This window comes from Edwardsiella sp. A.80236 (assembly GCF_044540725.1).
GTDB classification, from domain to species: Bacteria; Pseudomonadota; Gammaproteobacteria; order Enterobacterales; family Enterobacteriaceae; genus Edwardsiella; species Edwardsiella tarda.
Genome location: NZ_JBIUCY010000003.1, coordinates 138,971 through 163,349, shown reverse-complemented (window position 1 = coordinate 163,349; position 24,379 = coordinate 138,971). Strand labels below are relative to the sequence as shown.

Genomic DNA, 24,379 nt, shown 5'->3' with positions numbered 1-24,379 from the left:
CCTTGCCGCACCGTATCGGGTGGGCTGGGTGGCTGGCAAAAAATCGAGGTGCACGATGGTGCGGGAACTACTTGGTCAGGATCAGCTTGCCTGAACGCGTCTGACGCAACTGGTAATGCTCTCCCTGGTGGCTGATGATCACTCGGCCATCCCGACCGAGTAGGAGATGACTGGCGATGATCGCTCCGGGCATTGAGAGCGGCTCTGGCGTTGTTTTGCTACGCACTGAATCGAGATTCACTTTTTCCATAATCGCGTAAGATCAAATTAAGTCGTTATCTTAATGATAATCATTATCGTATAAGCCGCCGGTGGCGGCAAGCAATTTTTACGCGGTGTGGCGTTCCGTGGCCTGCAAGTGTGGATCGATCAGGGTATGGATCTGGTTCCAGGCTTGCGGCTGTGCCATCAAGTGGTACATCCACTGGGCGACATCGGCGCGACGCACCAGACCGTGGCGCGGCGTGGCGTAAAGCTGAGCCTGCCCGCTGGCCTCGCCCGTCAACAGGCCGCCGGGGCGTAGGATGCAGTAGTGCATGCCGCTACTCTGTAGCCAACTCTCTGCCAGGCTCTTCTCACGCACGCTCTGGCCGAAGGCGGCCCGTGCCGCCGGTGAGAGTAACGGCCAGCTATCGCCGCAACCGAGCGACGTCACGAGCAACATCCGTTGGATACCCTGAGCGACGCCCTGGTCGATCATCGCCCGATGTGCGCTGTAGTCGCACCCGCCACCGCCGAGGGTGGAGAGGATGGCACTCTTTGCACCGGCTTGACGGAACAGCGTCGCCAACAGTGCCTCGTCGCGCGCGTCGCCGAGGGTAACCTGGACGCCGAGGTCACGCAGGCGCTGCGCCTGCTCTGTGCGTCGTACCAATGCATACAGCGGGCGCTCGCCCGCCGCCCGTTGCGCCAGCGCCAAGCCGCAGCCTTGCCCGGCGCCGAAGAGGATCCAGGGGGTCATGGTGTCACCTCTGCGCGCGCTTGCGTGGCCAGGCGTTGTGCCAGGGCGCGGAACTGAGCCAACGGCTCCGCACGCAGGCGGCGTTGTTCATCGCGCCCGACGAAGACTTTGAGCATGGCTTGTCCCTCGGGATTGAGAAACCAGACGCTGGCCGTCGCCATGCCCATGAAGGGGCGTTCTACCAGCGCGATGTGGTGGCACCGCTCCGCGCGGATATGGCCGCTCAGTCCGCCGCTTCCCTTCAAGTTGAAGAAGCCGTGGCGGTGGGCACCGGCGGGTAGCGGGCCGTGGAACTCCAGGATCAGATCACGATTGTTGATCAGGGTGGTGACGTCGCCCCACTCGGTCAGGGTCTGCCAGACCTGATCGAAGGCGCCGCCGTCGCACAGGGTGACTTGAGGCAGGCGGCGTAGCACCGCCAGGCAGGATAGGGCGAAACGCTGGGCGATCTCTTCTACGGTGATGGTCGGGGCCGTGGCGAGAAAGGCGTCAAGTTCGGCGTAGTGGCTGTTGTTTTCAGGATGCATGATGATGGGCCTCGTGTCGGGATGAACGATGAGTGGTGCGGCCATTCGCCGCGTCCATTGCTGACGGCTCGCCGAGCAGTTGAGCGATCAGCTGTTGTAGCGCCTGTAACAGGTTACTGGCCCAGAAACGGCCGCGCGCGGTCAGCAGGATGCAATGTTGCTGGAGGTGCAGCAGATCACACTGTTGCCACTGCTGTAATAGCGGCAACAAGGGGGCGGGATCGGCCAGCAGGGTGGTTAAGTCTAGGCGACCGGTCTCGATACCGCCTTGCAGCGTCAGTCGCCAATGGTGTTGAGGCGCGGGCGCACTGAGCATCATCAAGGGCTTACGTCGCGCATCGAGCGAACGGTAATAGCTTGTTAAATCGCGTTGCAGCATATAGGACTGGCCGTTGAGGTGGCCGCCGGCGCCGCTGCCGAAAGCCAGGCAGTCTGCTCCCTGTTTGATCAGCAGGTTATACAGGTTGCGCTCGCGGGTGGTCCGTGCCCAGTGGCTGTTGCTGAGCTGGTGCCACCCGCGCTGCGCCAAGTGCTCCAGCGCGTGCAGATAGAATGCCTGGCGCTGTGCGGCGTCGGCGATCTGGCTGCGACCGCTGTCGACCGCCTTGGCCAGCGGGGTCGAGGGCAGCAGGTTGAGGGCGTACAGATCCACGCCATCCAGCGGCAACGCCGAGACGATGTCCAGATCGTTTTGCCAGCTGGCGGCGGTTTGTCCTGGCAGGCCAAACATCAGGTCGCAGATCACCGCGGCCCGATCGCGCTCGGCCAGATCGCGCAGGAAGGCGATCGCCTCATCGCGATCGGCGCGACGTCCCATGCGTTGGCGCAAACGGGTATCGAAGGTCTGGATGCCGATGGAGAAGCGATTCGCCCCGGCCTCCAGGCAGGCATCGATACGCGCGGCGTCGAAGTTAAAAATACGTCCCTCGACGGTGATCTCGCAGTCGGCGGCCAGGGGCAGTGAGCTGCGCAACTGGCCGATCAGGCGGCGCAGTTGCTCGGCGCTGAGGGCACTGGGCGTCCCGCCGCCGAAGTAGATGGCGTGGATCGGGGCGGACTGTTGCAACGGCTGGGCGCACTCCAGGGCAATCTCCTGTTGCAGGTAGTCGCAGTAGCGGGCGATGGCCTCGTCGTCGAGGCGATTCTGGTAGAAGCCACAGAAGTTGCAGCGCGTGGCGCAGAATGGGATGTGGACATACAGCAGACGTTTGTTAGCTGGCAGGGGCTGCTGGCATAACCTTTGCCAGCCCGACGCGATCTGCTCGCCGGGCAGAGGCTGTTGATGGCGCCATGGCATGGTGGCCCAACGATCGGGAAAGGGGATCCCGTCGGGGGAGGCCAGATAGGGGGTAATGTCCAGCGTCATGATAACTCTCCGTGAAGATCTGAATTGCGCGGCATTGAATGATAATAGTTATCATTCGATCAACGACAATGCGTATCAATCATGATCTGAGTCAAGAAAAAAGCGAAAAATCGTCTGGTAAGGAGAGGGATCGTGGCAAGGAAAGGCGCGGGACGCCGTGATAGACGTCCCGCTATGGGATTACTGGCGGCTGGCGACGGCGTCGGCTAATAATGCCAGTAGTTGCTCGCTTTCCGCCCAACCTAGGCAGGGATCGGTGATGGATTGACCGTAGGTCAATGGCTGACCGGGTAGGTTCTTCTGCGCGCCCTCGGTGATGAAACTCTCGGCCATCAGGCCGACAATATTACGCGAACCGGCGCGGATCTGGCGTGCCACCTCTTCGGCGACCACCAACTGTTGGCGGTGCTGCTTCTGACTGTTGCCATGGCTGGCGTCGACGATCAGATAAGGCGGTAGATCGAACTGACGCAGGCTATCGCAGGTCTGTGCAATATCGGCGGCATGATAGTTGGGCTGCTTACCGCCACGCATGATGATGTGGCCGAATGGATTACCGCTGGTCTGGTAGATGGTCATGCGCCCCGCTTTATCGGGAGAGAGGAACATATGGCTCGCGCGGGCGGCGCGGATGGCATCGATGGCGATACGGGTGCTGCCATCGGTGCCATTCTTGAAGCCGACGGGGCAGGAGAGTGCCGAGGCCATTTCGCGATGGATCTGGCTTTCGGTGGTGCGCGCGCCGATGGCCCCCCAACTGATCAGATCGGCAATATACTGCCCGGTCACCATATCCAGGAATTCGGTGGCGGTGGGTACCCCGAGTTGGTTCACCCGTAGCAGCAGTTCACGGGCCAGGCGGATACCGTGATTGACGCGGCAGGCACCGTTGAGGTCGGGATCGGAGATCAGCCCCTTCCAGCCGATGACGGTGCGAGGCTTCTCGAAGTAGGTGCGCATCACGATCTCCAGCCGATCGCGGTAACGCTGGCAGAGTGGTGCCAGGCGTTGGGCATAGTCTAACGCCGCCGCCGGATCATGAATGGAGCAAGGGCCGATGATCACCAACAAACGGGGATCGTCACCTTGCAGGATGCGTTCAATACGTTTTCGTGACGTTGTCACGTGTTCCGCCACCGAGGGATCGATAGGCAGTTGCTGCGCCAGTTCTGCAGGCGAAACGAGCGTGTCGATGCGTGCAGTGCGCAGTTCATCGGTTTTGTGCATGGTGTTCTCTAAAAAGCTGGTCTTCTCAACGGCAGGAGTACCGGGAAGTGATGGAGATCACGATAAAGCAATTGCCGGACAAATCAATAGAGCGCCGCCGCTTTTGTGAGCTGTTGGTGTACTTTCTTACTAGTACGAGTGAGCGAGCGCACGATCGGTCACTTTTTTCGCCTTGCACACAGGGCGGCGGGCGGTCAGTACATGCGGCGGTTGAGGCCCAGGGTGTCGATGATCTTGGCGGCGATCTCTTCGACCGAATGATTGGTGGTGTTGAGGTAGTGGATCTGCTGCTTGCGGTATAACGCCTCGACCTCGGCCAGCTCAAGACGACACTGACGCAAAGAGGCATAGCGACTGTTCTCTCGCCGCTCCTCACGGATAGCGGCCAAGCGTTCAGGATTAATCGTCAGACCGAACAACTTGCCGGCATGTTCGCGTAACGCCGGCGGCAGTTGTAGGTGATCCATATCGTCGGCGGTAAAGGGGTAGTTGGCGGCGAAGATACCGAACTGCATCGCCAGATAGAGGCTGGTCGGGGTCTTACCACAGCGCGATACCCCCAGCAGGATCACCTGGGCACGCTCCAGATTGCGTAGCGAGATGCCATCATCGTGAGCCAGGGTGTAGTCCACGGCGGCGATACGCGCATCGTAACGGTTGAGATTGTGGGCCGTTAGGCCATGCGTCAAGTTGGCGACATGCACCGGTTGAATGCCGAGTTCCTGCTGCAGTGGGGAGACTAAGGCGCGGACGATATCTTGGCAGAACCCTTCGCTGCGTTCGATGATGGTGCGTACGGCCGGTGAGACGATGGAGTAGAACACCAAGGGGCGCACACCGGTATTTTGATAGATCGCGTCGATCTGTTGCCGTACCTCCTCGGCACGCGCCTCGGTTTCGACAAAGGGGAGGGTATAGCTCGTGATCTCCAAGGCAAATTGCGAGAGCACCGCGTGCCCCAGCACCTCGGCGGTGATGGCCGTTCCATCGGAAATATAGAACACGCTACGCTTCATGCTCGGCTCCTGTCGCTGGCGGTAAAGAATGCGCGGCGGGTGGCTTGCCACCCGGTTGCTGATAAATAGCACGAATGAATTTTTAAGACTACAGTTAATTAAGGTCTGGCAAAGAAAGTCTTTTCTTTCAATATGCTGCCTCAAATTATTCACCTGTTTATCTCATCGTTTCTCGGGGGGCGGCACCAAGCGGCGTCAGCTAAGGGCGCCGATCGGCGAAAATAGCTGACGGATTTCAGCTTGAATCAGTAAAAAAGTGCGCTATTTGGCAGAATGTCAAAATCCGCGCCAGGTGGAACGATTCACCTGTCTTGGGCTGAGCGTGCAGTGTGATAGTCTGGCGACACCGCCTTGGCGGAGTCATGTTTCCGAAACCCATGCTTTGAAAAAGAAAGGATTGCTTCGATGTCTAGTAATGGCGCGCAATTGCATCATGTGGTGTGGTACAACCAGCTCGGGATGCACGATGTCGATCGGGTAGGCGGTAAGAACGCCTCCCTGGGGGAGATGATCACCAACTTGTCTGAACTGGGAGTGTCGGTGCCGAATGGCTTCGCCACGACGGCTCAGGCGTTTAACGATTTTCTGGAGCAGAGTGGCGTTAACCAGCGGATCTACGCGCTGCTGGATCAGACGGATATCGACGATGTCGATGCGCTGGCACGCGCGGGCGCACAGATCCGCCGTTGGGTGGTGGAGACCCCGTTTCCGTCGGCGTTAGAGCACGCGATCCGTGAGGCTTACACGACGCTCGCCGCCGATAATGCACACGCCTCCTTCGCCGTACGCTCTTCGGCGACGGCAGAGGATATGCCCGACGCCTCCTTTGCCGGTCAGCAGGAGACCTTCCTCAATGTGCAGGGTATTGAGGCGGTGATGACGGCGGTGAAACATGTCTTCGCCTCACTGTTTAACGATCGCGCCATCTCTTACCGGGTGCATCAGGGGTACGATCACCGCGGCGTGGCGCTTTCCGCCGGGGTACAGTTGATGGTGCGCTCCGATCTGGCCTCCTCTGGGGTGATGTTTACGCTGGATACCGAATCGGGTTTCGATCAGGTCGTTTTCATTACCTCGGCTTACGGCTTGGGGGAGATGGTGGTACAGGGGGCGGTGAATCCCGACGAGTTCTACGTGCATAAGCCGACGCTGCAGGCGGGGCGCCCGGCAATCGTGCGCCGTACCCTGGGTTCCAAGAAGATCCGCATGGTCTATGCCGACAGCCAGGAGCATGGCAAGCAGGTACGTATCGAAGAGGTGCCCGCGACGCTCTCGGCGCGTTTTAGCCTCAGCGATGAGGAGGTGCAGCAGCTGGCGCGTCAGGCCCTGCTGATCGAGCAGCATTATGGGCGGCCGATGGATATTGAATGGGCCAAGGATGGACACAGTGGCAAGCTGTATATCGTACAGGCGCGGCCGGAGACGGTGCGGGCGAACGAGCAGGTGATGGAGCGTTATCAGTTGAGCCGGCGTGGCGAAGTGCTGGTGGAGGGTCGAGCCATCGGTCACCGTATCGGCGCCGGTTCGGTTAAGGTGATCACCGATATCAGCGAGATGCATCGTATCGAACCGGGCGATGTGTTGGTCACCGACATGACCGATCCCGACTGGGAGCCGATTATGAAGAAGGCATCGGCGATCGTCACCAATCGCGGCGGACGGACCTGTCACGCGGCGATCATCGCCCGCGAACTGGGTATCCCGGCGGTAGTCGGTTGCGGCGATGCTACCGAGCGCTTGCAGGAGGGGGATCTGGTCACCGTCTCCTGTGCCGAAGGGGACACCGGATACGTTTACCGTGAATGCCTCGATTTCCAGATACAGAGTTCACAGGTCGATCAGATGCCGGCGTTGCCCTTGAAGATCATGATGAACGTTGGGAATCCGGATCGCGCCTTCGACTTTGCCCGCCTACCGAATGAAGGGGTTGGCTTGGCTCGCCTGGAGTTTATCATTAACCGCATGATCGGGGTGCATCCGCGCGCCTTGTTGGAGTTCGATCGTCAGGAGCCGGCGGTACAGGCGGAGATCCGCCAGCTGATGCAGGGATTCGATGATCCGGTGGAGTTCTATGTAGGGCGTCTGACGGAGGGCATCGCGACGCTGGCGGCGGCGTTCTGGCCGAAGCGGGTGATCGTGCGCCTGTCTGACTTCAAATCCAACGAGTATGCCAATCTGATCGGCGGTGAGCGTTATGAGCCGCACGAGGAGAACCCGATGTTGGGCTTCCGCGGCGCCGGGCGCTACGTGGCGGAGAGCTTTGCTCCCTGTTTCGCATTGGAGTGTGCGGCGATTAAGCGGGTACGCAACGAGATGGGGCTGACCAACGTCGAAGTGATGATTCCATTTGTGCGTACGGTGGAGCAGGCGCAGGCGGTGGTCGCGCAGCTGGCCCACGAGGGGTTACGCCGTGGGGAAAACGGCCTGAAGGTGATCATGATGTGTGAGATCCCCTCTAACGCCTTGCTGGCCGACGATTTCCTGGCACATTTCGACGGTTTCTCGATCGGCTCGAACGATATGACGCAGTTGACGCTGGGCTTGGATCGTGACTCCGGCGTGGTGTCCGAGCTATTCGATGAGCGCAATGCGGCGGTGAAGGCGTTGCTGGCGATGGCGATCCGTAGCGCTAAGGCGCAGGGTAAGTATGTGGGGATCTGTGGCCAAGGGCCGTCGGATCATCAGGACTTCGCTCGCTGGTTGATGGAGCAGGGAATCGACAGCCTGTCATTAAATCCCGATACGGTGGTACAGACCTGGATTAATTTGGCCGAAGAATAAGCTAATCGTATTAGATTAAATGGAGACGGTCGCTCGGCGGCCGTTTTTTTTGTCCGTTTCTGGGTCAAAAATAAGCCGGATGGTTTGTCGCATGAGGTAAAAAAAAGCCCACCGAGATGATGGGCAAAGACTACACACAGCAATAGGGGACGAAATCCGGCGCGCGGCAACCATGCCGTGGCGTATTTCGAGATTCGGGGGAACGGGCGGCTTGTGGTCTGCTATTGGTCTATACCGCCGGGATACGTTACCGCAGCGGATTATATATCTAATTTATTACTATGACGATAGTTAACTTATAAAAAATAAGTAAGTCAGAATCTTTATAGTCAGTGAATAGGAAAGCAATATGTACAGATTAAGGGTGAGGCGTTATTAAATAATCACATTTGGCTATGGGTAAATATCCGCCCATTTCTGGGCGGATATTATGGTTCAGATGAATTAACGTAATTTTTCCAGTTCGTCGCTGAGTTGCCGCGCGTCTTTTACTGGTGGGGGGGCCTCGTTGACCCAGGCCGAAACCAGGCGGTAGGAGACCGCTAATACCACCGGTCCGATAAACAACCCGATCATACCAAAGGCTAATAGGCCACCGATAACACCGGAGAGCACTAAGAGCATCGGTAGATCGGCCCCCATACGGATCAAGGCGGGGCGCAGGACGTTATCCATGGTGCCAACCACGCCGCTCCATACCAACAATAATGTCCCCCAGGTGGTATCGCCGCTCCAATAGAGCCAGCCGACTGCCGGTAACAGCACCAGTAGTGGCCCGAGTTGCGCCAGGCAGCAGACAAACATGACCACGGTCAATAACACCGCATAGTGGATACCGCTGACGGCGAGACCAATCCCCGCTAACAGCGACTGAGCCAAGGCCGTTACCACTACCCCTAAGGCTACGGCGCGAATGGCCTGACCACCGAGGATCACCGCCGCATCGCCGCGTTCGGCAGCCAGTCGGATGGCGAAGTGGCGGATCCCCAGCGCGACATTCTCGCCACGGCTATACAGCAGCGCGCTAAATAGCAGCATCAGTGAACAGTGCAGGAAGAAACCGCCGACATGGGCGGCCTGGGTGACAAACCAGGTGATCGCTTGGCCGATGTAGGGCTGGATCTTCGCCATTAAGGCGCCTTCACTCATCAGCCCATGCCAACTGGCATACAGCTTTTCACCGACAAGCGGCAGCGTCTGGAGCCACTCTAGCTGCGGCATCTGCCAGTTACGCGCATTAGCCGCCCAGTCGAGGATCGGCCCGGCATTCGTGATCAGACTGGCGATCACCATCCCGATCGGAATGACAAACAGCAGTAACAGTAACAGCGTCATCAATAACACGGCCAACCAACGCTTTCCCCAGAGGTGGCGTTGTAGCCACACCAAGACCGGCCAGGTGGCGATGACCACCATGCTGGCCCAGGTGAAGCCCAGAATAAAGGGCTGCACCACCCACAGGCAGGAGATGAGCAGCAGGGCAATAAACAGTGACCCGAAAATAATCCGGGCCAGATCATACTTCGCTTGTGGCTTATCCATAGACTCCATCCAGATTGTGCGCAGTACCGTGCGCGATGCCTATGATGCGCAGAATAGAGAGAAAACCCAAGTCCCGCACGCGGATCTTTCTGTGGTTCTGGCCGAGGCGAGGAAAATTTCACCGTTGCCGCTTTTATGATAGCTTGAATGTTCGCCTATTGGTGAAACCCCTCATGACGAGCGGCGTGCAGCCAGGCCGGGGCTATTGCTGCCGGGGCGGAGGATGGATTGGGCAGCGCACGGAGAATCAAACGATAAGGCGTGCGCCGGGGTGTGGGCCGATGCCTGCACAGTATTACTCTATGGACAGGATTCACGCGCATGATCCCACAGCTTTCTCAGCCGCCGGGCCTCGACCCGACGGTGATGGCATTCATTCAGCAATTGACCGAGCAGGGGTTTACCGGCGAATGCGACACGTGCTACGCGGCGCGTTTGAGCATGGCGACGGACAACAGTATTTACCAGCAATTACCGGACGCATTACTGTTCCCGCGTTCGACGGCCGATGTGGTGCTGATCGCGCGCCTCGCGGCGGAGACGGTGTTTCGTTCACTCAATTTTACGCCGCGTGGCGGTGGAACCGGCACCAATGGTCAGGCGTTGAACGCTGGGGTAGTGGTGGACATGTCGCGTCATATGCAGCGCATTCTGGAGATCAATCCTCAGGAGGGATGGGTACGGGTCGAGGCGGGGGTGATCAAGGATCAGTTGAACGCCTGTCTCAAACCGTATGGCTACTTCTTTGCGCCCGAGCTCTCCACCAGCAACCGTGCCACCTTGGGGGGAATGATTAACACCGATGCCTGCGGGCAGGGTTCGCGTGTCTATGGCAAAACCTCTGACCATATTCAAGGGCTGCGCAGCGTGTTGCTGGGGGGCGAGATCCTCGACAGCGCCCCGATGCCGACTCGCCTGGCGCAGCATCTGGCACAGCAGGGGGGGCGCATCGGCGCGATCTATCGCGGGGTGCTGGAGACCTGCCTCGGCCAGCGTGAGGCGATCGTCGAAAAGTTTCCGCCGCTCAATCGCTTCTTGACGGGATACGATCTCCGTCATGTATTGAGCGATGATCTCCAGACCTTCGATCTCTCGCGCCTGTTAGCCGGTTCGGAGGGGACGCTGGCCTTCGTGACCGAGGCGCGTCTGCATATCACGCGGTTACCGCGTGTTCGCCGCCTGGTGAATGTGAAGTATGACAGCTTCGATGCGGCGTTGCGTAACGCGCCACTGATGTTGGAGGCCAGCGCCCTGTCGGTGGAGACTGTGGATTCGCGGGTGTTGGATCTGGCACGCCAGGATATCATCTGGCACGCGGTACGCGATCTGATCGACGACAGCCCGACGCGTCCGTTGCAAGGGTTGAATATCGTCGAGTTTGCCGGTGAGGATGAGGCACAGATCGAGGCGCGTGTGGCGGCGCTCTGTCAGCAGCTTGAGGAGTTGGCCAGCGCCGGCGAGGCGGGCGTCATCGGCTACCAATGTTGTCGCGACGGCGAGAGTATCGAGCGTATCTACGCCATGCGCAAGAAGGCGGTCGGCTTACTGGGCAACGCCAAAGGCGCGGCCAAGCCGATTCCCTTCGTCGAGGATACCTGTGTGCCGCCACAGCATCTGGCGGACTATATCGCCGAGTTTCGTGCCCTGCTCGATGCCCATCAGCTCAGTTATGGCATGTTCGGTCATGTTGACGCCGGGGTCCTGCATGTGCGGCCAGCGTTAGACATGTGTAATCCGCAACACGAAGCGTTGGTCGGCGAGATCTCCGACGCGGTCGTGGCGTTGACGGCGAAGTATGGCGGCCTGTTGTGGGGGGAGCATGGTAAGGGATTCCGTGCCCAATACAGCCCGGCGTTCTTCGGCGAGGCGTTGTATCACGAGCTACGCCGCATCAAGACGCTGTTCGATGCCGATAATCGCCTCAATCCCGGTAAGATCTGCCCGCCGTTGGCGTGTGATACGCCGATGAAGCAGGTGGATGCGGTGAAACGTGGCACCTTCGATCGCCAGATCCCGCTGGCGGTGCGCAGCGCGTATCGCGGCGCGCTGGAGTGTAATGGTAACGGACTCTGTTTCAATTTCGATCGGTACAGCCCGATGTGCCCATCGATGAAACTCAGTGGCGACCGTATCCACTCGCCCAAGGGGCGTGCCGCCTTGGTGCGTGAATGGTTACGCCTCTTGGCGGAGCAAGGCGTCGATCCCTTGCGCCTGGAGGCGGCGCTGGGCGCTACGGCTTCGTTGCGCGGACTGATCGCCCGGACGCGCCACAGTTGGCGAGCGCATCGCGGCGAGTATGACTTCTCGCACGAGGTGAAGGCGGCGATGGCCGGTTGTCTGGCCTGTAAGGCGTGTTCTAGCCAGTGCCCGATCAAGATCGATGTGCCCGACTTCCGCGCCCGTTTCCTGCAACTCTACCATAGCCGTTATCTGCGCCCGCTGCGTGACCATCTGGTGGCGAATGTGGAGAGTTATACCCCCTGGCTGGCGCGCGCCCCGCGCCTGTTTAATTTCTTCCTACGTCAGCCGTTAACGGCACGTCTCAGCGAACGAACCATCGGCATGACCGATTTGCCGCAGCTCTCGACGCCGACGTTGCGTCAGGCCTTGGCCGGTCATCCGGCATTGATAACGTCGCTGGAAGCGCTGGAGGGATTGGACGCGGCGGCGCGGGCGCGGCGGGTCTTGATCGTACAGGACCCATTCACCAGTTATTACGATGCGCAGGTGGTCGAGGCGTTGATCCGCCTGTGTGATCGCCTAGGCTTCCAGGCTCAACTGTTGCCCTTCGTCCCGAACGGCAAGGCGCAACATATCAAGGGATTCCTGCAGCGCTTCGCGCGTACGGCACGCCATGGGGCCGAGTTTCTCAATCGGGTCGCTCGCCTGGGAATACCGCTAGTAGGCGTCGATCCGGCGATGGTGTTATGCTATCGCGATGAATATAAAACTATTCTTGGTGAACAGCGTGGCGATTTTCACGTCCAACTGATCCAAGAGTGGTTGGCGCAGGTCCTGCCGGCGTCACCCGCCGCGTCGGCGACGTCGGCAAGACCTTGGTATCTGTTCGCGCACTGTACCGAAAGCTGCGCCGAGCCGGTCAGTATCAACCAATGGCAGCAGGTGTTCGCGCGCCTCGGCGCGCGTCTGGAATCGGTTCGCGTGGGATGTTGCGGCATGGCGGGAACCTATGGCCATGAGATGCCCAATCAGGCGGCATCGCGCGGCATCTATGCGTTGTCCTGGCAACCGATGCTGGCGGAGCGGCCTGCGGAACGCTGCTTGGCCACGGGGTATTCCTGTCGCGGGCAGGTGCTGCGCCAACAGGGGGTGGCGTTACGCCATCCGGTTCAGGCCTTACTGGAGATAAGTCATGATTTGGAAACGCACGCTGACACTGGAACAGCTTAATCAGGCGGGCGCGACCTGTATGGTCGGCCATCTGGGGATCACGATCACCCGGATGGGGGAGGATACCCTAGAGGGCAGCATGCCGGTGGATGAGCGGACTCGCCAGCCTTTCGGGCTGCTGCATGGCGGTGCCTCGGTGGTGCTGGCGGAGACGTTGGGATCGTTGGCCGGTTACCTGTGCAGTGAGGGGGAGCAGCAGGTGGTGGGGTTGGAGATCAACGCCAACCATCTGCGCGCCGTGCGCAGCGGTGTGGTGCATGGCATCTGCCGAGCGTTGCATCTGGGACGCAGCCATCAGGTGTGGCAGATCGAGATCCGCGACGAGCGTGGGCGGCTGTGCTGCACCTCGCGCCTGACCACGGCACTCCTGGATGGACGACGCTGAGCGGTAGCTATGCGATAAACCTCGGGGAGAGACGAGATGACAGAGAACCAGCCGATCGACGCGACATCCTTGCCGTTGACGCGGGCGGTGTATGCCTTGCAACTGAATGGTGAGGGGGGCTGTCTGCCGTTGACCGTCGCGGCGCCGCTCGCCATATCACATCCGGCCTGGCTACACCTCGACGCCAACGATGCCGAGAGCCGTCACTGGTTGGCGGCGACACCGCTGGTGCCGGAGACGCTGCGCCAGAGTCTATCGGGCGAGAGCCTACGGCCCCGCATGACACGTCAGGGGGAGGGGGCGCTGCTCACTCTGCGCAGTATCGAGTTGGCCAGCCCGGCGGCGGTGTCGCACTGGGTGGTGATCCGCATCTATGCGACCGGAACCTTGTTGTTAACCTCGGGGCAGCGCCAGAGCGCGGTGCTGGAGGCGGTGCGTGGCGACCTCTTGGGGAACTTAGGGGCCGATGATACCAGCGGTTTGCTGGTGGCGATCGCCGATGCGCTGGTGGATCAGGTAAGCGAGGCCATCGACACCCTGCACGATCGCATCATCGACATGGAGGATAGCCTGCTGGATCAGCAACTACCGCCGCGTGGTGAGTTGGCTCAGTTGCGTAAACAGTTGATCGTGATGCGCCGTTACCTGGCGCCGCAACGCGATGTCTTGGCGCGGCTGGCGATCGAACGGCTCCCCTGGTTAACGGATGATGATCGCCGCCGGTTACAGGATATCGCCGATCGCCTGGGGCGGGGACTGGAAGATCTGGACAGTTGTATCGCCCGTACTGCGTTGTTGGCCGATGAAATCGCCTCGTTGGTGGCGGATGCGCTTAATCGCCGCACCTATACCATGTCGTTACTGGCGATGCTGTTCCTGCCAGCGACGTTTTTAACCGGGCTGTTCGGCGTCAATCTGGGCGGCATCCCCGGTAACGCGTCGCCGCTGGCTTTTATGCTGTTTTGTTTATTGCTACTGATTTTGGCAACCTGCGTTGCTTTATGGTTAAAACGCAGTAAATGGTTGTAATGGCGCGGGCCGGCAATCTTTGTGACGTGTCAAACTTCATGGGGCCGGTGAGCAAAAGCGCAAAGGAAATTGAGCAATATCAAACTTTACTCATAATGGGTAGGGCAGACTTCATTTCGCAGGTGAATGCAACGTCAAGCGATGGGCGTTGCGCTCCATATTGTCTTACTTCCTAATTTTGAATTATTGCATAGCACAATTTAATTCGTCGTATGCCGGTGATCACCGGCATTTTTTTTGCCTATCGTCCCGCTCTATGGGGATGAAGGGCGCCGTGACGCCCCTCTGGCCGCTTACTTCACCTCCACCACATCCAGGCGCAACGCGGCGTCCTGCGTCGGCTCGTCACCGTCATTCAGGCCGACGGGCTGCAGCGGGATGCTTTGACGATCGAAGGCCAGGTCGCCGCCATCGATCACCTCGCCGCCCTGTTGCAGGCTCTTGAAGTCAAACAATGCGCCGTCGGCCAGATGCGACGGCACGACGTTCTGCATGGCGCGGAACATGGTTTCGATGCGTCCGGGATAACGCTTGTCCCAGTCACGCAGCATCTCCTTGATCACCTGACGTTGCAGGTTAGGCTGTGAGCCGCACAGGTTGCAGGGGATGATCGGGAAGGCCTTGGCACTGGCGAAGCGTTCGATATCTTTTTCGCGGCAGTAAGCCAGCGGACGAATGACGATGTGCTGGCCGTCGTCGCTCATCAATTTGGGGGGCATCCCCTTTAGCTTGCCGCCGTAGAACATGTTGAGGAACAGGGTTTCCAGCATATCGTCGCGATGGTGGCCGAGGGCGATTTTATTACAGTTTAGCTCAGTGGCGGTGCGATAGAGGATGCCGCGGCGCAGGCGAGAGCAGAGGGAGCAGGTGGTTTTCCCCTCGGGGATCTTCTCCTTGACGATGCCATAGGTATCCTCCTCGACGATGCGGTATTCGATGCCTTGGGCGTCGAGGTAGGCGGGCAGTACGGTTTCGGGGAAGCCGGGTTGTTTCTGGTCGAGGTTGACCGCCACCAGGGTAAAGTCGACCGGAGCACTCTGCTGCAGGTTGCGCAGGATCTCCAGCATGGTGTAGCTGTCTTTCCCGCCGGACAGGCAAACCATGACGCGATCGCCTTCCTCGATCATATTGAAGTCGGCGATCGCCTCACCGACGCAGCGGCGCAGGCGCTTCTGCAACTTGTTCAGGTTGTATTGCTCTTTTTTGCTGATCTCTTGCATCTCTGACATCGTTTCTGTTACCCGGCATAAACAAAGGGGTGACGGCAGCGCGGCGGGCGCTGTCGCGCGAATAAGGGGCAGTCATCGAGGACGGCGTGGCGTGTATGGTACGGATTACGGCGCCGAATGCCAGCAAGAATTGTGCCTGCGCGCCTGGCGAGCCGTGATGTCGCGCCGCTTCCCCCATCATGGGGGCAGGTTGGCGGTGTCATGGGTGGCATGGCGTCGTGTGAGCGGTGACTTGCTTTCTTGCGCGGCATACTCTATTTTGTATCAATCAATACAAAATTGAGGAGCGAATGATGCGAGCGTTGCGCGCGATCTTGGCGGTAATTTTTCTGCTCTCTGGCGTGGCCAAGCTGATGGCGTTGCCGTTTGAGGTGGCGGCGTTCGAGCGCTGGGGTTACGCCATCGGGTTTATGTATGTGGTCGGCCTGGCGGAGTGCGCCGGGGCCATTGGCGTGCTGTTGCCCTTACCCTCCCTGCGCCGAGTGGCGGCCGGGGGGTTGATACTCCTGATGCTCGGTGCGTTGCAGACCCATCTGCGGCATGCCGAAGGGGGAATGGCCGTGTTGGCGGCGTTACTGCTGCTGGCGTTAGCGTTAGTGGTATGGCGGCCCGGTGGGGGCGATGTCAACAGGATGGCCGACTCACGCCGATTGAGATAGCGGCGTCGTCTCTCAGGTGATGCATGTGATCCTGCCCGCCGGGCGGCGGGCAGGGGTGAGACACGTTTAGGCGATCTCTTCCAGACGAATACGCGGACGCTGCGCTTCGACGCCGAAGTAACGCATCATACCATCGGCGGCATGGCGCCCTTCGGCGATGGCGGTGACCACCAGATCGGCGCCACGTACCGCGTCGCCACCGGCGAAGATGCGTGGGTTTGTGGTCTGGTAGGGGATGGCGCTATCCACGCGGGCGATGATGCGCCCGGCGCGGTCGAGCTTCACGCCTTGCGCCTCCAGCCACGGCATCGGATGGGGGGTGAAACCGAAGGCGATGACGACGGCGTCCGCCGGCATCAGGAATTCGGAGCCCGGGATCGGCTTGGGACGGCGGCGCCCGGCGGCGTCCGGCTCACCTAGCGCGGTGCGTAACATATGAATGCCGCATACCTTGCCCTGATCGTCGATGGCGATGGAGAGCGGCTGGACGTTAAATTCAAACTCCACTCCCTCTTCACGCGCATTCTTGACCTCTTTCTTCGAGCCCGGCATGTTGGCCTCGTCGCGGCGATAGGCGCAGGTCACCCGGGTAGCCCCTTGGCGAATCGAGGTGCGCACACAATCCATCGCGGTATCGCCGCCTCCCAGCACCACCACCTGTTTGCCTTCCATGCTGATGTACGGATAGTCGTCGCTGTGCGCCAGCCCCATCACTTGCTTGGTGTTGGCGATCAGGAACGGCAGGGCGTCATAGACACCTGGCGCCTGCTCGTTTTCGATGCCGGCTTGCATCGAGGTATAGGTCCCGGCACCGATAAATACGGCGTCGAAGTCGGCCAACAATTGCTCCAGGGTCACGTCGCGTCCCACCTCGGTATTCAGGCGGAACTCGATGCCCATGGCGCTGAAGATCTCACGCCGACGCGCCAGGATGCGCTTATCCAGCTTGAAGGCCGGGATCCCGAAGGTCAGTAGGCCGCCGATCTCCGGGTGGCGGTCGAAGACTACCGCCTGGATGCCGTTACGCGCCAGCACATCGGCGCAAGCCAGACCGGCCGGTCCGGCACCGACGATGGCCACGCGGCGATCGACCGGTTTGACATAGGAGAGATCGGGACGCCAGCCGAGGGCGAAGGCGGTATCGCTAATGTAGCGCTCGATGTTGCCGATGGTCATGGCACCATACTCCTTACCCAGGGTACAGGCCCCCTCACACAGGCGATCCTGCGGGCATACACGCCCGGTGACTTCCGGTAGGCAGTTGGTCTGGTGCGATAATTCTACCGCCTCCAAGATACGCCCCTCTTTAACCAGGCGGATCCAGTGCGGAATATGGTTGTGCAGTGGGCAGGTCCACTCGCAGACGCTGTGGGTGCCGCAGGCTAGGCAGCGTTCGCTTTGCCCCTGCGCCTGTTCGCGGCTGAAGGTGGGGTAGATCTCATCGAATTGCGTTTTGCGGATCGCCAGCGCGATCTTCACCGGATCTTGGCGCGGAGGCGTCTGGCGCAACTGGCCGACCTTACTGCCAGTACCGGGAGCGGCGAGGCTGATGGCCTGCGCATCGGCGTTGGCGCTGCCATTGAACAGGCGCCCGGCCTGTTCGTTAAATACGGCCCGCAATTGGCGTTGTTGGCGTAGCTGGTTGAGCAAGGCCTCATCGATCAGTTGCAGGGCATTACTCGGGCAGGCGGCGACACAGGAGGGCGATTCGGCCACCTCGTCACACAGATCGCACTTATGAGCATTGGCGCGCACGCTGTCGGGATGGTTGCTGCGCGGATCGGCCTGGGTGATCACTTCGATGGCGCCGAATGGGCAAGCCACGACGCAGGTTTTGCAACCGATACACTTCTCTTGCTTGACCTGGATGCTGTCGTTACGTTTCTCGATGGCGCCGTTGGGACATACGCTGGCGCAGGGAGCATCTTCACAGTGGCGGCAGAGGAGTGCCGTGCTGCGGTTTTCGCGTTTGATGACGTGGATGCGCGGCTGGAACTGCGCCGCAGTGAGAACATGCTCGCCGTGATTGTGGGCCATTACGCAGGCGATCTCACAGCTACGACAACCGATGCAGTTGTTAGCATCGGCGATGACAAAACGATTCATAACGACCTCACCCAAAGACGAAAAGGAGAAAACATGTTTGGGATATATGCACATCGCGTGCACAAATGTAGGGGAAATCCTTATTAAAGGTAAGGAAACCTGACGGCTGCGCAATGTATCACAGTTTTTGTTATGAACTGATTAAAAAATCGCTAAAAATGGGGAAATGATGCGTTGCATCAAGAGAAGCATGCAAATTAATTTGTTGTGAAGCTTTTTTTTGTTGTATCACGATTATCACAGTGACACAGAATGAGTTTTTATTGTGTACAAAGTGATAATCGCCGCGAGAAATGTAGCCAAGAGGTAAAATGGCGCTACCCCGTAGGATAGCGCCATGGGTCATTCAGCAGAGTTATCGTCGTTTTGGCTGGCTAGACGGCTGAGGAAGGCGAAACGTTGGCGTAAGTTCTCGGCCGCCTCAAGGTACAACGCCTGCGCCTGTTGCGGATCTTGGCTATTCAGGCGGCGGAAGCGCTGCTCAGCCAGCAGGGTCTGAGCCAGATCACCGCTCGGCGGACGCGAGTCGAGGGCCAGGGCGGCCTTACCGCTGGCGGGACGTCGCGGATCGAAGCGGTACAAGGGCCAGAAACCATTGGCGGTGAGTCGCTTCATCTGCTCGTGGCTGTCGGCCAGATCGTAGCCATGCTCCTCGCAGGGGCTATAGGCGATAATCAGCGATGGCCCAGGGTAGGCCTCCGCCTCCTGCAACGCCTTGACGGTTTGGTTGAGCTGGGCGCCCAGCGAAATCTGTGCCACATAGACATGTCCGTACATCATCATGCTAATGCCGAGATCCTTGCGGGCCTTGCGTTTACCATGCTCACCAAACTTGGTGACTGCCGCCAATGGCGTCGCCTTCGACTGCTGTCCACCGGTATTGGAGTAACACTGGGTATCGAGTACCAGCACGTTGACGTTTTCCGTCAGGCTGAGTACGTGATCCAAGCCGCCGAAACCGATGTCATAAGCCCAGCCATCGCCGCCGATCAGCCAAATGGATTTCTCTACCAACGCATCGGCGTCGCGCGCCAACTCACGAGCCTGCGCCGTATCGATCTCGGCGAGGGCATCACGCAGGGCCGCGACCTGTTGACGCCGTGTGTCGATATCTGCCTCCGGCTGAGCCAAGGCGTGCGTCAATGTCTCAGGCAGACGATCACCTAACCCGTCGAGTAGGCGCAGTGCCCGTTGGCGGTGTTGGCTGGTGCTCAGACGGAAACCGAGACCAAATTCGGCGTTATCCTCGAACAACGAGTTGGCCCAGGCCGGTCCGCGCCCATGGGTATCGGTGGTGTAAGGCGTCGTGGGCAGGTTGCCGCCGTAGATGGAGGAGCAGCCGGTGGCGTTGGCGATCAACATGCGATCGCCGAACAACTGTGTCAGCAACTTGATGTATGGCGTCTCGCCACAGCCGGAACAGGCGCCCGAGTACTCGAACAGGGGCGAAATCAGCTGTGAAGTGCGGATGTCGATGCGCTCCAGACGACGGCGATCGATCTCCGGTAGGGCGAGGAAGGCATCATAGTTAGCGCGCTCGGTCGCCAGATGCGCCAGGCGTGGCTGCATGTTGATCGCTTTGATGCTGGGATCTTGGCGATCGGCGGCTGGGCAGACCGTGACACACAGGTTACAGCCGGTGCAATCCTCCGGGGCGACCTGTAGCACATAGCGTTGGCCACGCATATCACGCGATCTGACTTCCAGGCTGGCGAGGGTATCGGGGGCGTCGGTTAACGCGGCCGGATCGACCACCTTGGCGCGGATCGCCGCGTGTGGGCAGGCGGCGACACAATGGTTGCACTGGGTGCAGAGTGTGGGCTGCCAGATGGGAATCGCGTCGGCGATATTGCGTTTCTCCCAGCGCGTGGTACCCACGGGCCAGGTGCCGTCCGGCGGGAAGGCCGAGACAGGCAGGGTGTCGCCGAGGCCGGCCAGCATGGTCGCCGTCACCGTCTTGACGAAATCCGGGGCCTGATCGGAGACGATCGGTGGCCGGCGCGGGCTGGTGGGATCGACCGGGCGTAACGGTATGGCATGCAGGGCCTCTTGTGCCATGGTCAGCGACTGCCAGTTGCGCTCGACGATCTCTTGTCCCTTGCTGGCGTAGCTACGCGCGATGGCGTCTTGCAGCAACGGCAACGCGCCGCCCTCGGGGATCAGCGCGCTGAGATGGAGGAAGGCCATCTGCATCACGGTATTGATACGGGCGCCGAGTTGACACTCGCGCGCGATGCGGGCGGCATTGATGATGTAGAAACGCGCGCGGCGCGCATTCAGCAGTGCTTGTACCTCTTGCGGCAATTGCGCCCAGATCTCGCTGGCGGAATAGGGGGTGTTGAGTAAGAAGATCCCGCCGGGGCGCAGCCGCTCGACCATCTGATAACGTTCGATAAACTGCCATTGATGGCAGCCAATAAAGTCGGCCTGATCCACGAGGTAGGCGGAGTGGATAGGCGTTTCTCGTACCCGCAGATGGGAGACGGTCAGGCCGCCCGCCTTCTTGGAATCATAGACGAAGTAGCCTTGGGCATAGAGCGGCGTGCTGTTGCCGATGATCTTGATGTTATTCTTGGCCGCCGAGACGGTGCCATCGCTGCCCAGACCATAGAACAGGGCCTCCAGACGATTGGTGACCGGACGAACGTCCGCCTGGCGCGTCAGGGAGAGTTGGCTGACATCGTCGTTGATGCCGACGGTAAAACGCGCTTTCGGTTCGGGAGCGGCCAACTCGTCGAAGACCGCCAGGGCACAGTCGGGCCCGAACTCCTTGGAGGAGAGGCCGTAACGTCCGCCGATCACCCGCGGTAGCGAGGCGCGTTCCCCCTGGCTGACGGCTTGCGCCAGCGCGGCAATGATATCCAGATAGAGCGGCTCGCCTAACGCGCCCGGCTCCTTGGTACGATCGAGCACGGCGATGCGTTCGACACTGTTGGGCAGCGCGGCGAGCAGATGGCGCGCGGAGAAGGGACGATAGAGACGGACCTTGAGCACCCCGACCCGTTCACCGCGTGCCAGTAGCATATCGCACAGCTCGCAGCAGGTGCCACAGGCCGAGCCCATGACGATGATCACCCGGGTCGCTTGGGGATGACCGTAGTATTCGAAGGGCTGATAACGCCGTCCACTGTGTTCGGCAAAGGCATCCATCGCCGCGGCGACATGGTCATAGGCGGCGTCATACCAGGGGTTGGCCGCCTCGCGCGCCTGGAAATAGGTGTCGGGGTTGGCCGAAGTACCGCGGATCACCGGATGGTCGGGGGTAAGGGCGCGGGCGCGGTGGGCCTCGATGGCCGCCTGCGGCAGCAGGTCACGCAGCGTCTCATCCGCCAGCGGCACGATCTTGTTGATCTCGTGTGAGGTGCGGAAGCCGTCGAAGAAATGGATAAACGGCAGCCGGCTGTTCAGCGAGGCGATGTGGGCGATCAGGGCGAAGTCTTGCGCCTCTTGCACACTGGCGGCGCATAGCATGGCGCAACCGGTCTGGCGCACTGCCATCACATCGGAGTGATCGCCAAAGATGGAGAGCGCATGCGTGGCGACGGTGCGGGCGGCGACATGGAGGACGAAGGGCGTCAGCTCCCCCGCCAGCTTATACAGGGTGGGGATCATCAGCAGCAATCCCTGCGAGGAGGTAAAGCTGGTGGCCAGTGTGCCGCTCTGTAGCGCGCCGTGTACGGCGGCGATGGCGCCTCCCTCCGACTGCATCTCTACCACGCGCGGGATATCGCCCCATAGGTTGTGACGCCCATCCGCCGACCAGGCGGAGGCTTGCTCAGCCATGCTGGAACTGGGGGTAATCGGATAGATAGCAATGACTTCGCTCAGCCGGTAGGCCACGGATGCCACTGCGCTGTTACCATCAATGGTGATCATTAAGGTTACCTTTGGCTCACAGTGTGATTTTGTTATTAACGAAATTCTAGCAAACGCGATTTCAGCCTCTTATCAGTTTTATGGCAAATAGTTGTCGGCGGAGGGAATGAACGAATGTGTCGGCGTGTGGATTGTCGTCGCTGCGGGAGGCGGCTAGAATTGCGCCGGCTATATATATTCAAAGGATGAATAAATGAACGGATATGTCTATCTGGCGATGGCGATCGGCGCCGAAGTGATCGCGACCACGGCCCTCAAGGCGACCGAGGGATTCACCAAGCTGGGGCCAAGTTTACTGGTCGTTGCTGGCTATGGCATTGCTTTTTGGGGACTTTCTCAGGTAGTCAAGACGATTCCTCTGGGGGTGGCCTATGCCATCTGGTCCGGTATGGGCATCGTGCTGGTATCGTTAGCCGCCTACTGGTTGTATCAGCAGACGCTCGATTGGGCCGCGCTGTTGGGCATGGCGTTGATCATTGCCGGCGTCGCGGTCATTAATCTCTTTTCCCACACCTCGGCACACTAAATTACATTCTGTCATCACCTGGGCGGGGGAAGAGAGGCCGCCCAGGGGCGCGTGCGCTTAACGTATCTCGATGATCTGTATCCCTGGTAAGGCCTGAAGTTGCTGATACAGTTCGCTGATCGGTTGCTTTGGCCGTAGGGTGAGTTCGAGACGAACCTCGCACAGTGTGGCGTCCGGCGCTTGGCGCAGCGAGAGGCGCTCAGGCGTGAGATGCTGCTGTTGCAGGGCCAGTAACAGGGCGCTCACCCTGTCGGGGGGTAATTGCACGCTCAGGCGGTGGTGTTGCCCCATCAGGCGGTTGCTCAGTTGACGGAAGAGCTCCAAGACGATCAGGGTCATCAGGGTGCCGTAGATCCCGATCTCATACAGCCCGCTGCCGATAACCAGCCCGATGGCGGCGGTGACCCACATCCCGGCGGCGGTGGTCAGCCCTTTGACGGCCTGCTTCTGGATGATGATGGTGCCGGCGCCGAGGAAACCCATGCCGGAGACCACTTGAGCCGCGATACGGCTAGGGTCAAGTCCGACATGGTTGAGCGCGAGAATATCGGCGAAGCCATACTTCGAGACGATCATAAATAGCGCGCTGCCGATACCGACCAGAATGTGGGTGCGTAGTCCTGCCTCCTTGGCGCGGAGTTGGCGTTCGATGCCGATTAATCCGCCCAAGAGTCCTGCCAGGGCGACGCGCAGCAATAAGTCGCTGACCATACCTACCTCAGTTGTTTGTGACCTGCTTGTTTTCCTGCCCCATTCGGCGTACAACCCCGAGCAGAGTTCAGTTAACTGTCTATGTTAACAAATCTTGAGGCGTTTGCCGCCTCGCGCAGCGGGCGCGATAGTATCAGACGGTAACGCGCAATCAGACAGGTCGGGAGGAGTCAATCGATGAGAGGTGGGGTGTTCGGAGCGGCATTGCTGGCGTTGGCGCTGACGGGGTGCGCCGATGAGGCGGCAGAGCAGACGGCGAAGGCATCGCCGCGTATCGCCGCCAGCGCGGCGTTGAGTGAGGGGTGCGCGCTGGTGGGGGGCGAGATAGCCTTGGCGCATCAGCTCGATGGCAGCGCACTGGTTCAGTGCCAGTTACCGGATGGCAAACGCTGTAGCGAACGCGGGGTGATCAGCGGCAACTGCCCCAATTGAGGGGCCTCGCTCGGTCGCTATAACCAATCGCGTAGGTGATAGCGGAAACGGTGGCCGTGACGATCGATTAATTCCAGACTATAGGGGGCTTGGCGCCAGCGCAGCGTCCCCCCTTGGCGTAACAGCGCCGCTAAGCGGGATTGTGCCATCTGCCAGCGGGGATCGGCACAGGGGGTGGGTTGCTCCTGCAGATCGGCGACGCGTAACTGACCCGCGTGTAGCGTCGCCTGGCCACTCATCTGGCCGCAGAGTGTGGCGCTGAGCCACATCCCTTGGCCAAACTCCAGATCGGGCGTCATGCGTTGTGCGTCGCCGGCGATCGGTTGCTCATCGATAGCCTGTAAGACGTAGTGATGGTGTTGGAGTTGGGCCGCCGTTGGCGCCAGGCGACAACCGACCAGTAGGGCACTCATGCCCAGTAGTAATAGGATGCGCATCATTTCTTTTCTCCATCTCGGTATCGCCGCATCGCGACGCCGATTTCTCTTTGCTTTTCCCGGCACGTTTTCCATTTAACGCTACACTTAAGTCTAAGATGCGTCACCCGCCAACACGGGGACGTATCATCGTACGTCGGCGTGGTTGGGGAGATTCA

The 24,379-nt window shown here is 59.9% G+C and carries 19 protein-coding genes; 7 read left to right on the top strand and 12 right to left on the bottom strand.

The genetic code is table 11. The annotated features are described in order from the left end of the window. Positions 1 to 67: 67 nt before the first annotated feature. From hemP to ACEQFP_RS04590, 6 genes are all read right to left on the bottom strand, one after another. Positions 68 to 250: a hemin uptake protein HemP gene (hemP, locus tag ACEQFP_RS04615; RefSeq protein ID WP_005285846.1), complete on the bottom strand. Its 183-nt coding sequence runs from the start codon at positions 248 to 250 to the stop codon at positions 68 to 70. Between the two features lie 78 nt (positions 251 to 328). Beyond that, complete coding sequence (locus ACEQFP_RS04610) at positions 329 to 961, bottom strand: NAD(P)H-binding protein (protein ID WP_005285848.1); 633 nt, start codon at positions 959 to 961, stop codon at positions 329 to 331. Continuing rightward, the gene (hutX, locus tag ACEQFP_RS04605; protein ID WP_035596853.1) at positions 958 to 1,488 is read right to left on the bottom strand and encodes a heme utilization cystosolic carrier protein HutX; all 531 of its coding nucleotides are present in this window, start codon (positions 1,486 to 1,488) and stop codon (positions 958 to 960) included. Before hutX ends, ACEQFP_RS04610 begins: the two co-directional genes overlap by 4 nt. Then, on the bottom strand, positions 1,478 to 2,854 hold the full coding sequence (gene hutW, locus ACEQFP_RS04600; protein ID WP_109610148.1) for a heme anaerobic degradation radical SAM methyltransferase ChuW/HutW: 1,377 nt from the start codon (positions 2,852 to 2,854) through the stop codon (positions 1,478 to 1,480). Before hutW ends, hutX begins: the two co-directional genes overlap by 11 nt. 180 nt (positions 2,855 to 3,034) lie before the next feature. Continuing rightward, positions 3,035 to 4,081 carry a 3-deoxy-7-phosphoheptulonate synthase gene (locus tag ACEQFP_RS04595; protein WP_005285858.1) on the bottom strand — a complete coding sequence of 349 codons (1,047 nt, stop codon included), beginning with the start codon at positions 4,079 to 4,081 and terminating at the stop codon, positions 3,035 to 3,037. A gap of 194 nt (positions 4,082 to 4,275) precedes the next feature. After that, positions 4,276 to 5,097 (bottom strand): pyruvate, water dikinase regulatory protein, encoded by an 822-nt coding sequence (locus ACEQFP_RS04590; protein ID WP_005293667.1) that lies wholly within the window; start codon positions 5,095 to 5,097, stop codon positions 4,276 to 4,278. A gap of 405 nt (positions 5,098 to 5,502) precedes the next feature. On the opposite strand from ACEQFP_RS04590, the gene ppsA reads away from it, so the two are divergent. Further along, complete coding sequence (gene ppsA / locus ACEQFP_RS04585; RefSeq protein ID WP_370547527.1) at positions 5,503 to 7,878, top strand: phosphoenolpyruvate synthase; 2,376 nt, start codon at positions 5,503 to 5,505, stop codon at positions 7,876 to 7,878. A gap of 444 nt (positions 7,879 to 8,322) precedes the next feature. On the opposite strand, the gene ydiK is transcribed toward ppsA, so the two are convergent. Next, positions 8,323 to 9,420 (bottom strand): AI-2E family transporter YdiK, encoded by a 1,098-nt coding sequence (ydiK, locus tag ACEQFP_RS04580; RefSeq protein WP_370547526.1) that lies wholly within the window; start codon positions 9,418 to 9,420, stop codon positions 8,323 to 8,325. A gap of 321 nt (positions 9,421 to 9,741) precedes the next feature. On the opposite strand from ydiK, the gene ACEQFP_RS04575 reads away from it, so the two are divergent. The 3 genes from ACEQFP_RS04575 to zntB are packed head-to-tail and all read left to right on the top strand — an operon-like array spanning position 9,742 to position 14,245. Beyond that, positions 9,742 to 12,831, top strand: a complete 3,090-nt coding sequence (locus tag ACEQFP_RS04575) for an FAD-binding and (Fe-S)-binding domain-containing protein (protein WP_370547525.1) — start codon at positions 9,742 to 9,744, stop codon at positions 12,829 to 12,831. Further along, positions 12,794 to 13,216: a hotdog fold thioesterase gene (locus ACEQFP_RS04570; protein WP_005285869.1), complete on the top strand. Its 423-nt coding sequence runs from the start codon at positions 12,794 to 12,796 to the stop codon at positions 13,214 to 13,216. The genes ACEQFP_RS04575 and ACEQFP_RS04570 overlap by 38 nt, the downstream gene beginning before the upstream one ends. A 36-nt stretch (positions 13,217 to 13,252) precedes the next feature. Further along, a complete protein-coding gene (zntB, locus tag ACEQFP_RS04565) occupies positions 13,253 to 14,245 on the top strand; it encodes a zinc transporter ZntB (protein WP_035596860.1) in 993 nt (330 codons plus the stop codon). 293 nt (positions 14,246 to 14,538) lie between these two features. Here zntB and ttcA read toward each other — a convergent pair whose 3' ends face one another. Then, positions 14,539 to 15,474: a tRNA 2-thiocytidine(32) synthetase TtcA gene (ttcA, locus tag ACEQFP_RS04560; protein WP_035596863.1), complete on the bottom strand. Its 936-nt coding sequence runs from the start codon at positions 15,472 to 15,474 to the stop codon at positions 14,539 to 14,541. Positions 15,475 to 15,767: 293 nt separating this feature from the next. Between ttcA and ACEQFP_RS04555 the strand changes: the two genes are divergently transcribed. Further along, positions 15,768 to 16,133 (top strand): DoxX family protein, encoded by a 366-nt coding sequence (locus ACEQFP_RS04555; protein ID WP_005293679.1) that lies wholly within the window; start codon positions 15,768 to 15,770, stop codon positions 16,131 to 16,133. 66 nt (positions 16,134 to 16,199) lie between these two features. Here the strand turns inward: ACEQFP_RS04555 and aegA are convergent, their stop codons facing one another. Further along, entirely contained in the window at positions 16,200 to 18,239 is a 2,040-nt protein-coding gene (gene aegA / locus ACEQFP_RS04550) for a formate-dependent uric acid utilization protein AegA (protein WP_005293682.1), read from the bottom strand. Positions 18,240 to 18,581: 342 nt separating this feature from the next. Next, entirely contained in the window at positions 18,582 to 22,115 is a 3,534-nt protein-coding gene (gene nifJ / locus ACEQFP_RS04545; RefSeq protein ID WP_370547523.1) for a pyruvate:ferredoxin (flavodoxin) oxidoreductase, read from the bottom strand. Between the two features lie 193 nt (positions 22,116 to 22,308). On the opposite strand from nifJ, the gene ACEQFP_RS04540 reads away from it, so the two are divergent. Beyond that, a complete protein-coding gene (locus ACEQFP_RS04540; protein ID WP_005285893.1) occupies positions 22,309 to 22,641 on the top strand; it encodes a multidrug efflux SMR transporter in 333 nt (110 codons plus the stop codon). A gap of 57 nt (positions 22,642 to 22,698) precedes the next feature. On the opposite strand, the gene ACEQFP_RS04535 is transcribed toward ACEQFP_RS04540, so the two are convergent. Beyond that, entirely contained in the window at positions 22,699 to 23,352 is a 654-nt protein-coding gene (locus tag ACEQFP_RS04535; RefSeq protein WP_005285895.1) for an MgtC/SapB family protein, read from the bottom strand. 177 nt (positions 23,353 to 23,529) lie between these two features. Here ACEQFP_RS04535 and ACEQFP_RS04530 point away from each other — a divergent pair, with 177 nt between their 5' ends. Continuing rightward, entirely contained in the window at positions 23,530 to 23,784 is a 255-nt protein-coding gene (locus ACEQFP_RS04530; RefSeq protein WP_005285898.1) for a DUF333 domain-containing protein, read from the top strand. 17 nt (positions 23,785 to 23,801) lie between these two features. On the opposite strand, the gene ACEQFP_RS04525 is transcribed toward ACEQFP_RS04530, so the two are convergent. After that, positions 23,802 to 24,224, bottom strand: a complete 423-nt coding sequence (locus tag ACEQFP_RS04525) for an META domain-containing protein (protein ID WP_035598846.1) — start codon at positions 24,222 to 24,224, stop codon at positions 23,802 to 23,804. Positions 24,225 to 24,379: the final 155 nt, after the last annotated feature.

Bases quoted from the DNA above. Each gene is read 5' to 3' on its own strand.
- hemP (WP_005285846.1), bottom strand. From the start codon at position 250: ATGGAAAAAGTGAATCTCGATTCAGTGCGTAGCAAAACAACGCCAGAG.
- ACEQFP_RS04610 (WP_005285848.1), bottom strand. From the start codon at position 961: ATGACCCCCTGGATCCTCTTCGGCGCCGGGCAAGGCTGCGGCTTGGCG.
- hutX (WP_035596853.1), bottom strand. From the start codon at position 1,488: ATGCATCCTGAAAACAACAGCCACTACGCCGAACTTGACGCCTTTCTC.
- hutW (WP_109610148.1), bottom strand. From the start codon at position 2,854: ATGACGCTGGACATTACCCCCTATCTGGCCTCCCCCGACGGGATCCCC.
- ACEQFP_RS04595 (WP_005285858.1), bottom strand. From the start codon at position 4,081: ATGCACAAAACCGATGAACTGCGCACTGCACGCATCGACACGCTCGTT.
- ACEQFP_RS04590 (WP_005293667.1), bottom strand. From the start codon at position 5,097: ATGAAGCGTAGCGTGTTCTATATTTCCGATGGAACGGCCATCACCGCC.
- ppsA (WP_370547527.1), top strand. From the start codon at position 5,503: ATGTCTAGTAATGGCGCGCAATTGCATCATGTGGTGTGGTACAACCAG.
- ydiK (WP_370547526.1), bottom strand. From the start codon at position 9,420: ATGGATAAGCCACAAGCGAAGTATGATCTGGCCCGGATTATTTTCGGG.
- ACEQFP_RS04575 (WP_370547525.1), top strand. From the start codon at position 9,742: ATGATCCCACAGCTTTCTCAGCCGCCGGGCCTCGACCCGACGGTGATG.
- ACEQFP_RS04570 (WP_005285869.1), top strand. From the start codon at position 12,794: ATGATTTGGAAACGCACGCTGACACTGGAACAGCTTAATCAGGCGGGC.
- zntB (WP_035596860.1), top strand. From the start codon at position 13,253: ATGACAGAGAACCAGCCGATCGACGCGACATCCTTGCCGTTGACGCGG.
- ttcA (WP_035596863.1), bottom strand. From the start codon at position 15,474: ATGTCAGAGATGCAAGAGATCAGCAAAAAAGAGCAATACAACCTGAAC.
- ACEQFP_RS04555 (WP_005293679.1), top strand. From the start codon at position 15,768: ATGCGAGCGTTGCGCGCGATCTTGGCGGTAATTTTTCTGCTCTCTGGC.
- aegA (WP_005293682.1), bottom strand. From the start codon at position 18,239: ATGAATCGTTTTGTCATCGCCGATGCTAACAACTGCATCGGTTGTCGT.
- nifJ (WP_370547523.1), bottom strand. From the start codon at position 22,115: ATGATCACCATTGATGGTAACAGCGCAGTGGCATCCGTGGCCTACCGG.
- ACEQFP_RS04540 (WP_005285893.1), top strand. From the start codon at position 22,309: ATGAACGGATATGTCTATCTGGCGATGGCGATCGGCGCCGAAGTGATC.
- ACEQFP_RS04535 (WP_005285895.1), bottom strand. From the start codon at position 23,352: ATGGTCAGCGACTTATTGCTGCGCGTCGCCCTGGCAGGACTCTTGGGC.
- ACEQFP_RS04530 (WP_005285898.1), top strand. From the start codon at position 23,530: ATGAGAGGTGGGGTGTTCGGAGCGGCATTGCTGGCGTTGGCGCTGACG.
- ACEQFP_RS04525 (WP_035598846.1), bottom strand. From the start codon at position 24,224: ATGATGCGCATCCTATTACTACTGGGCATGAGTGCCCTACTGGTCGGT.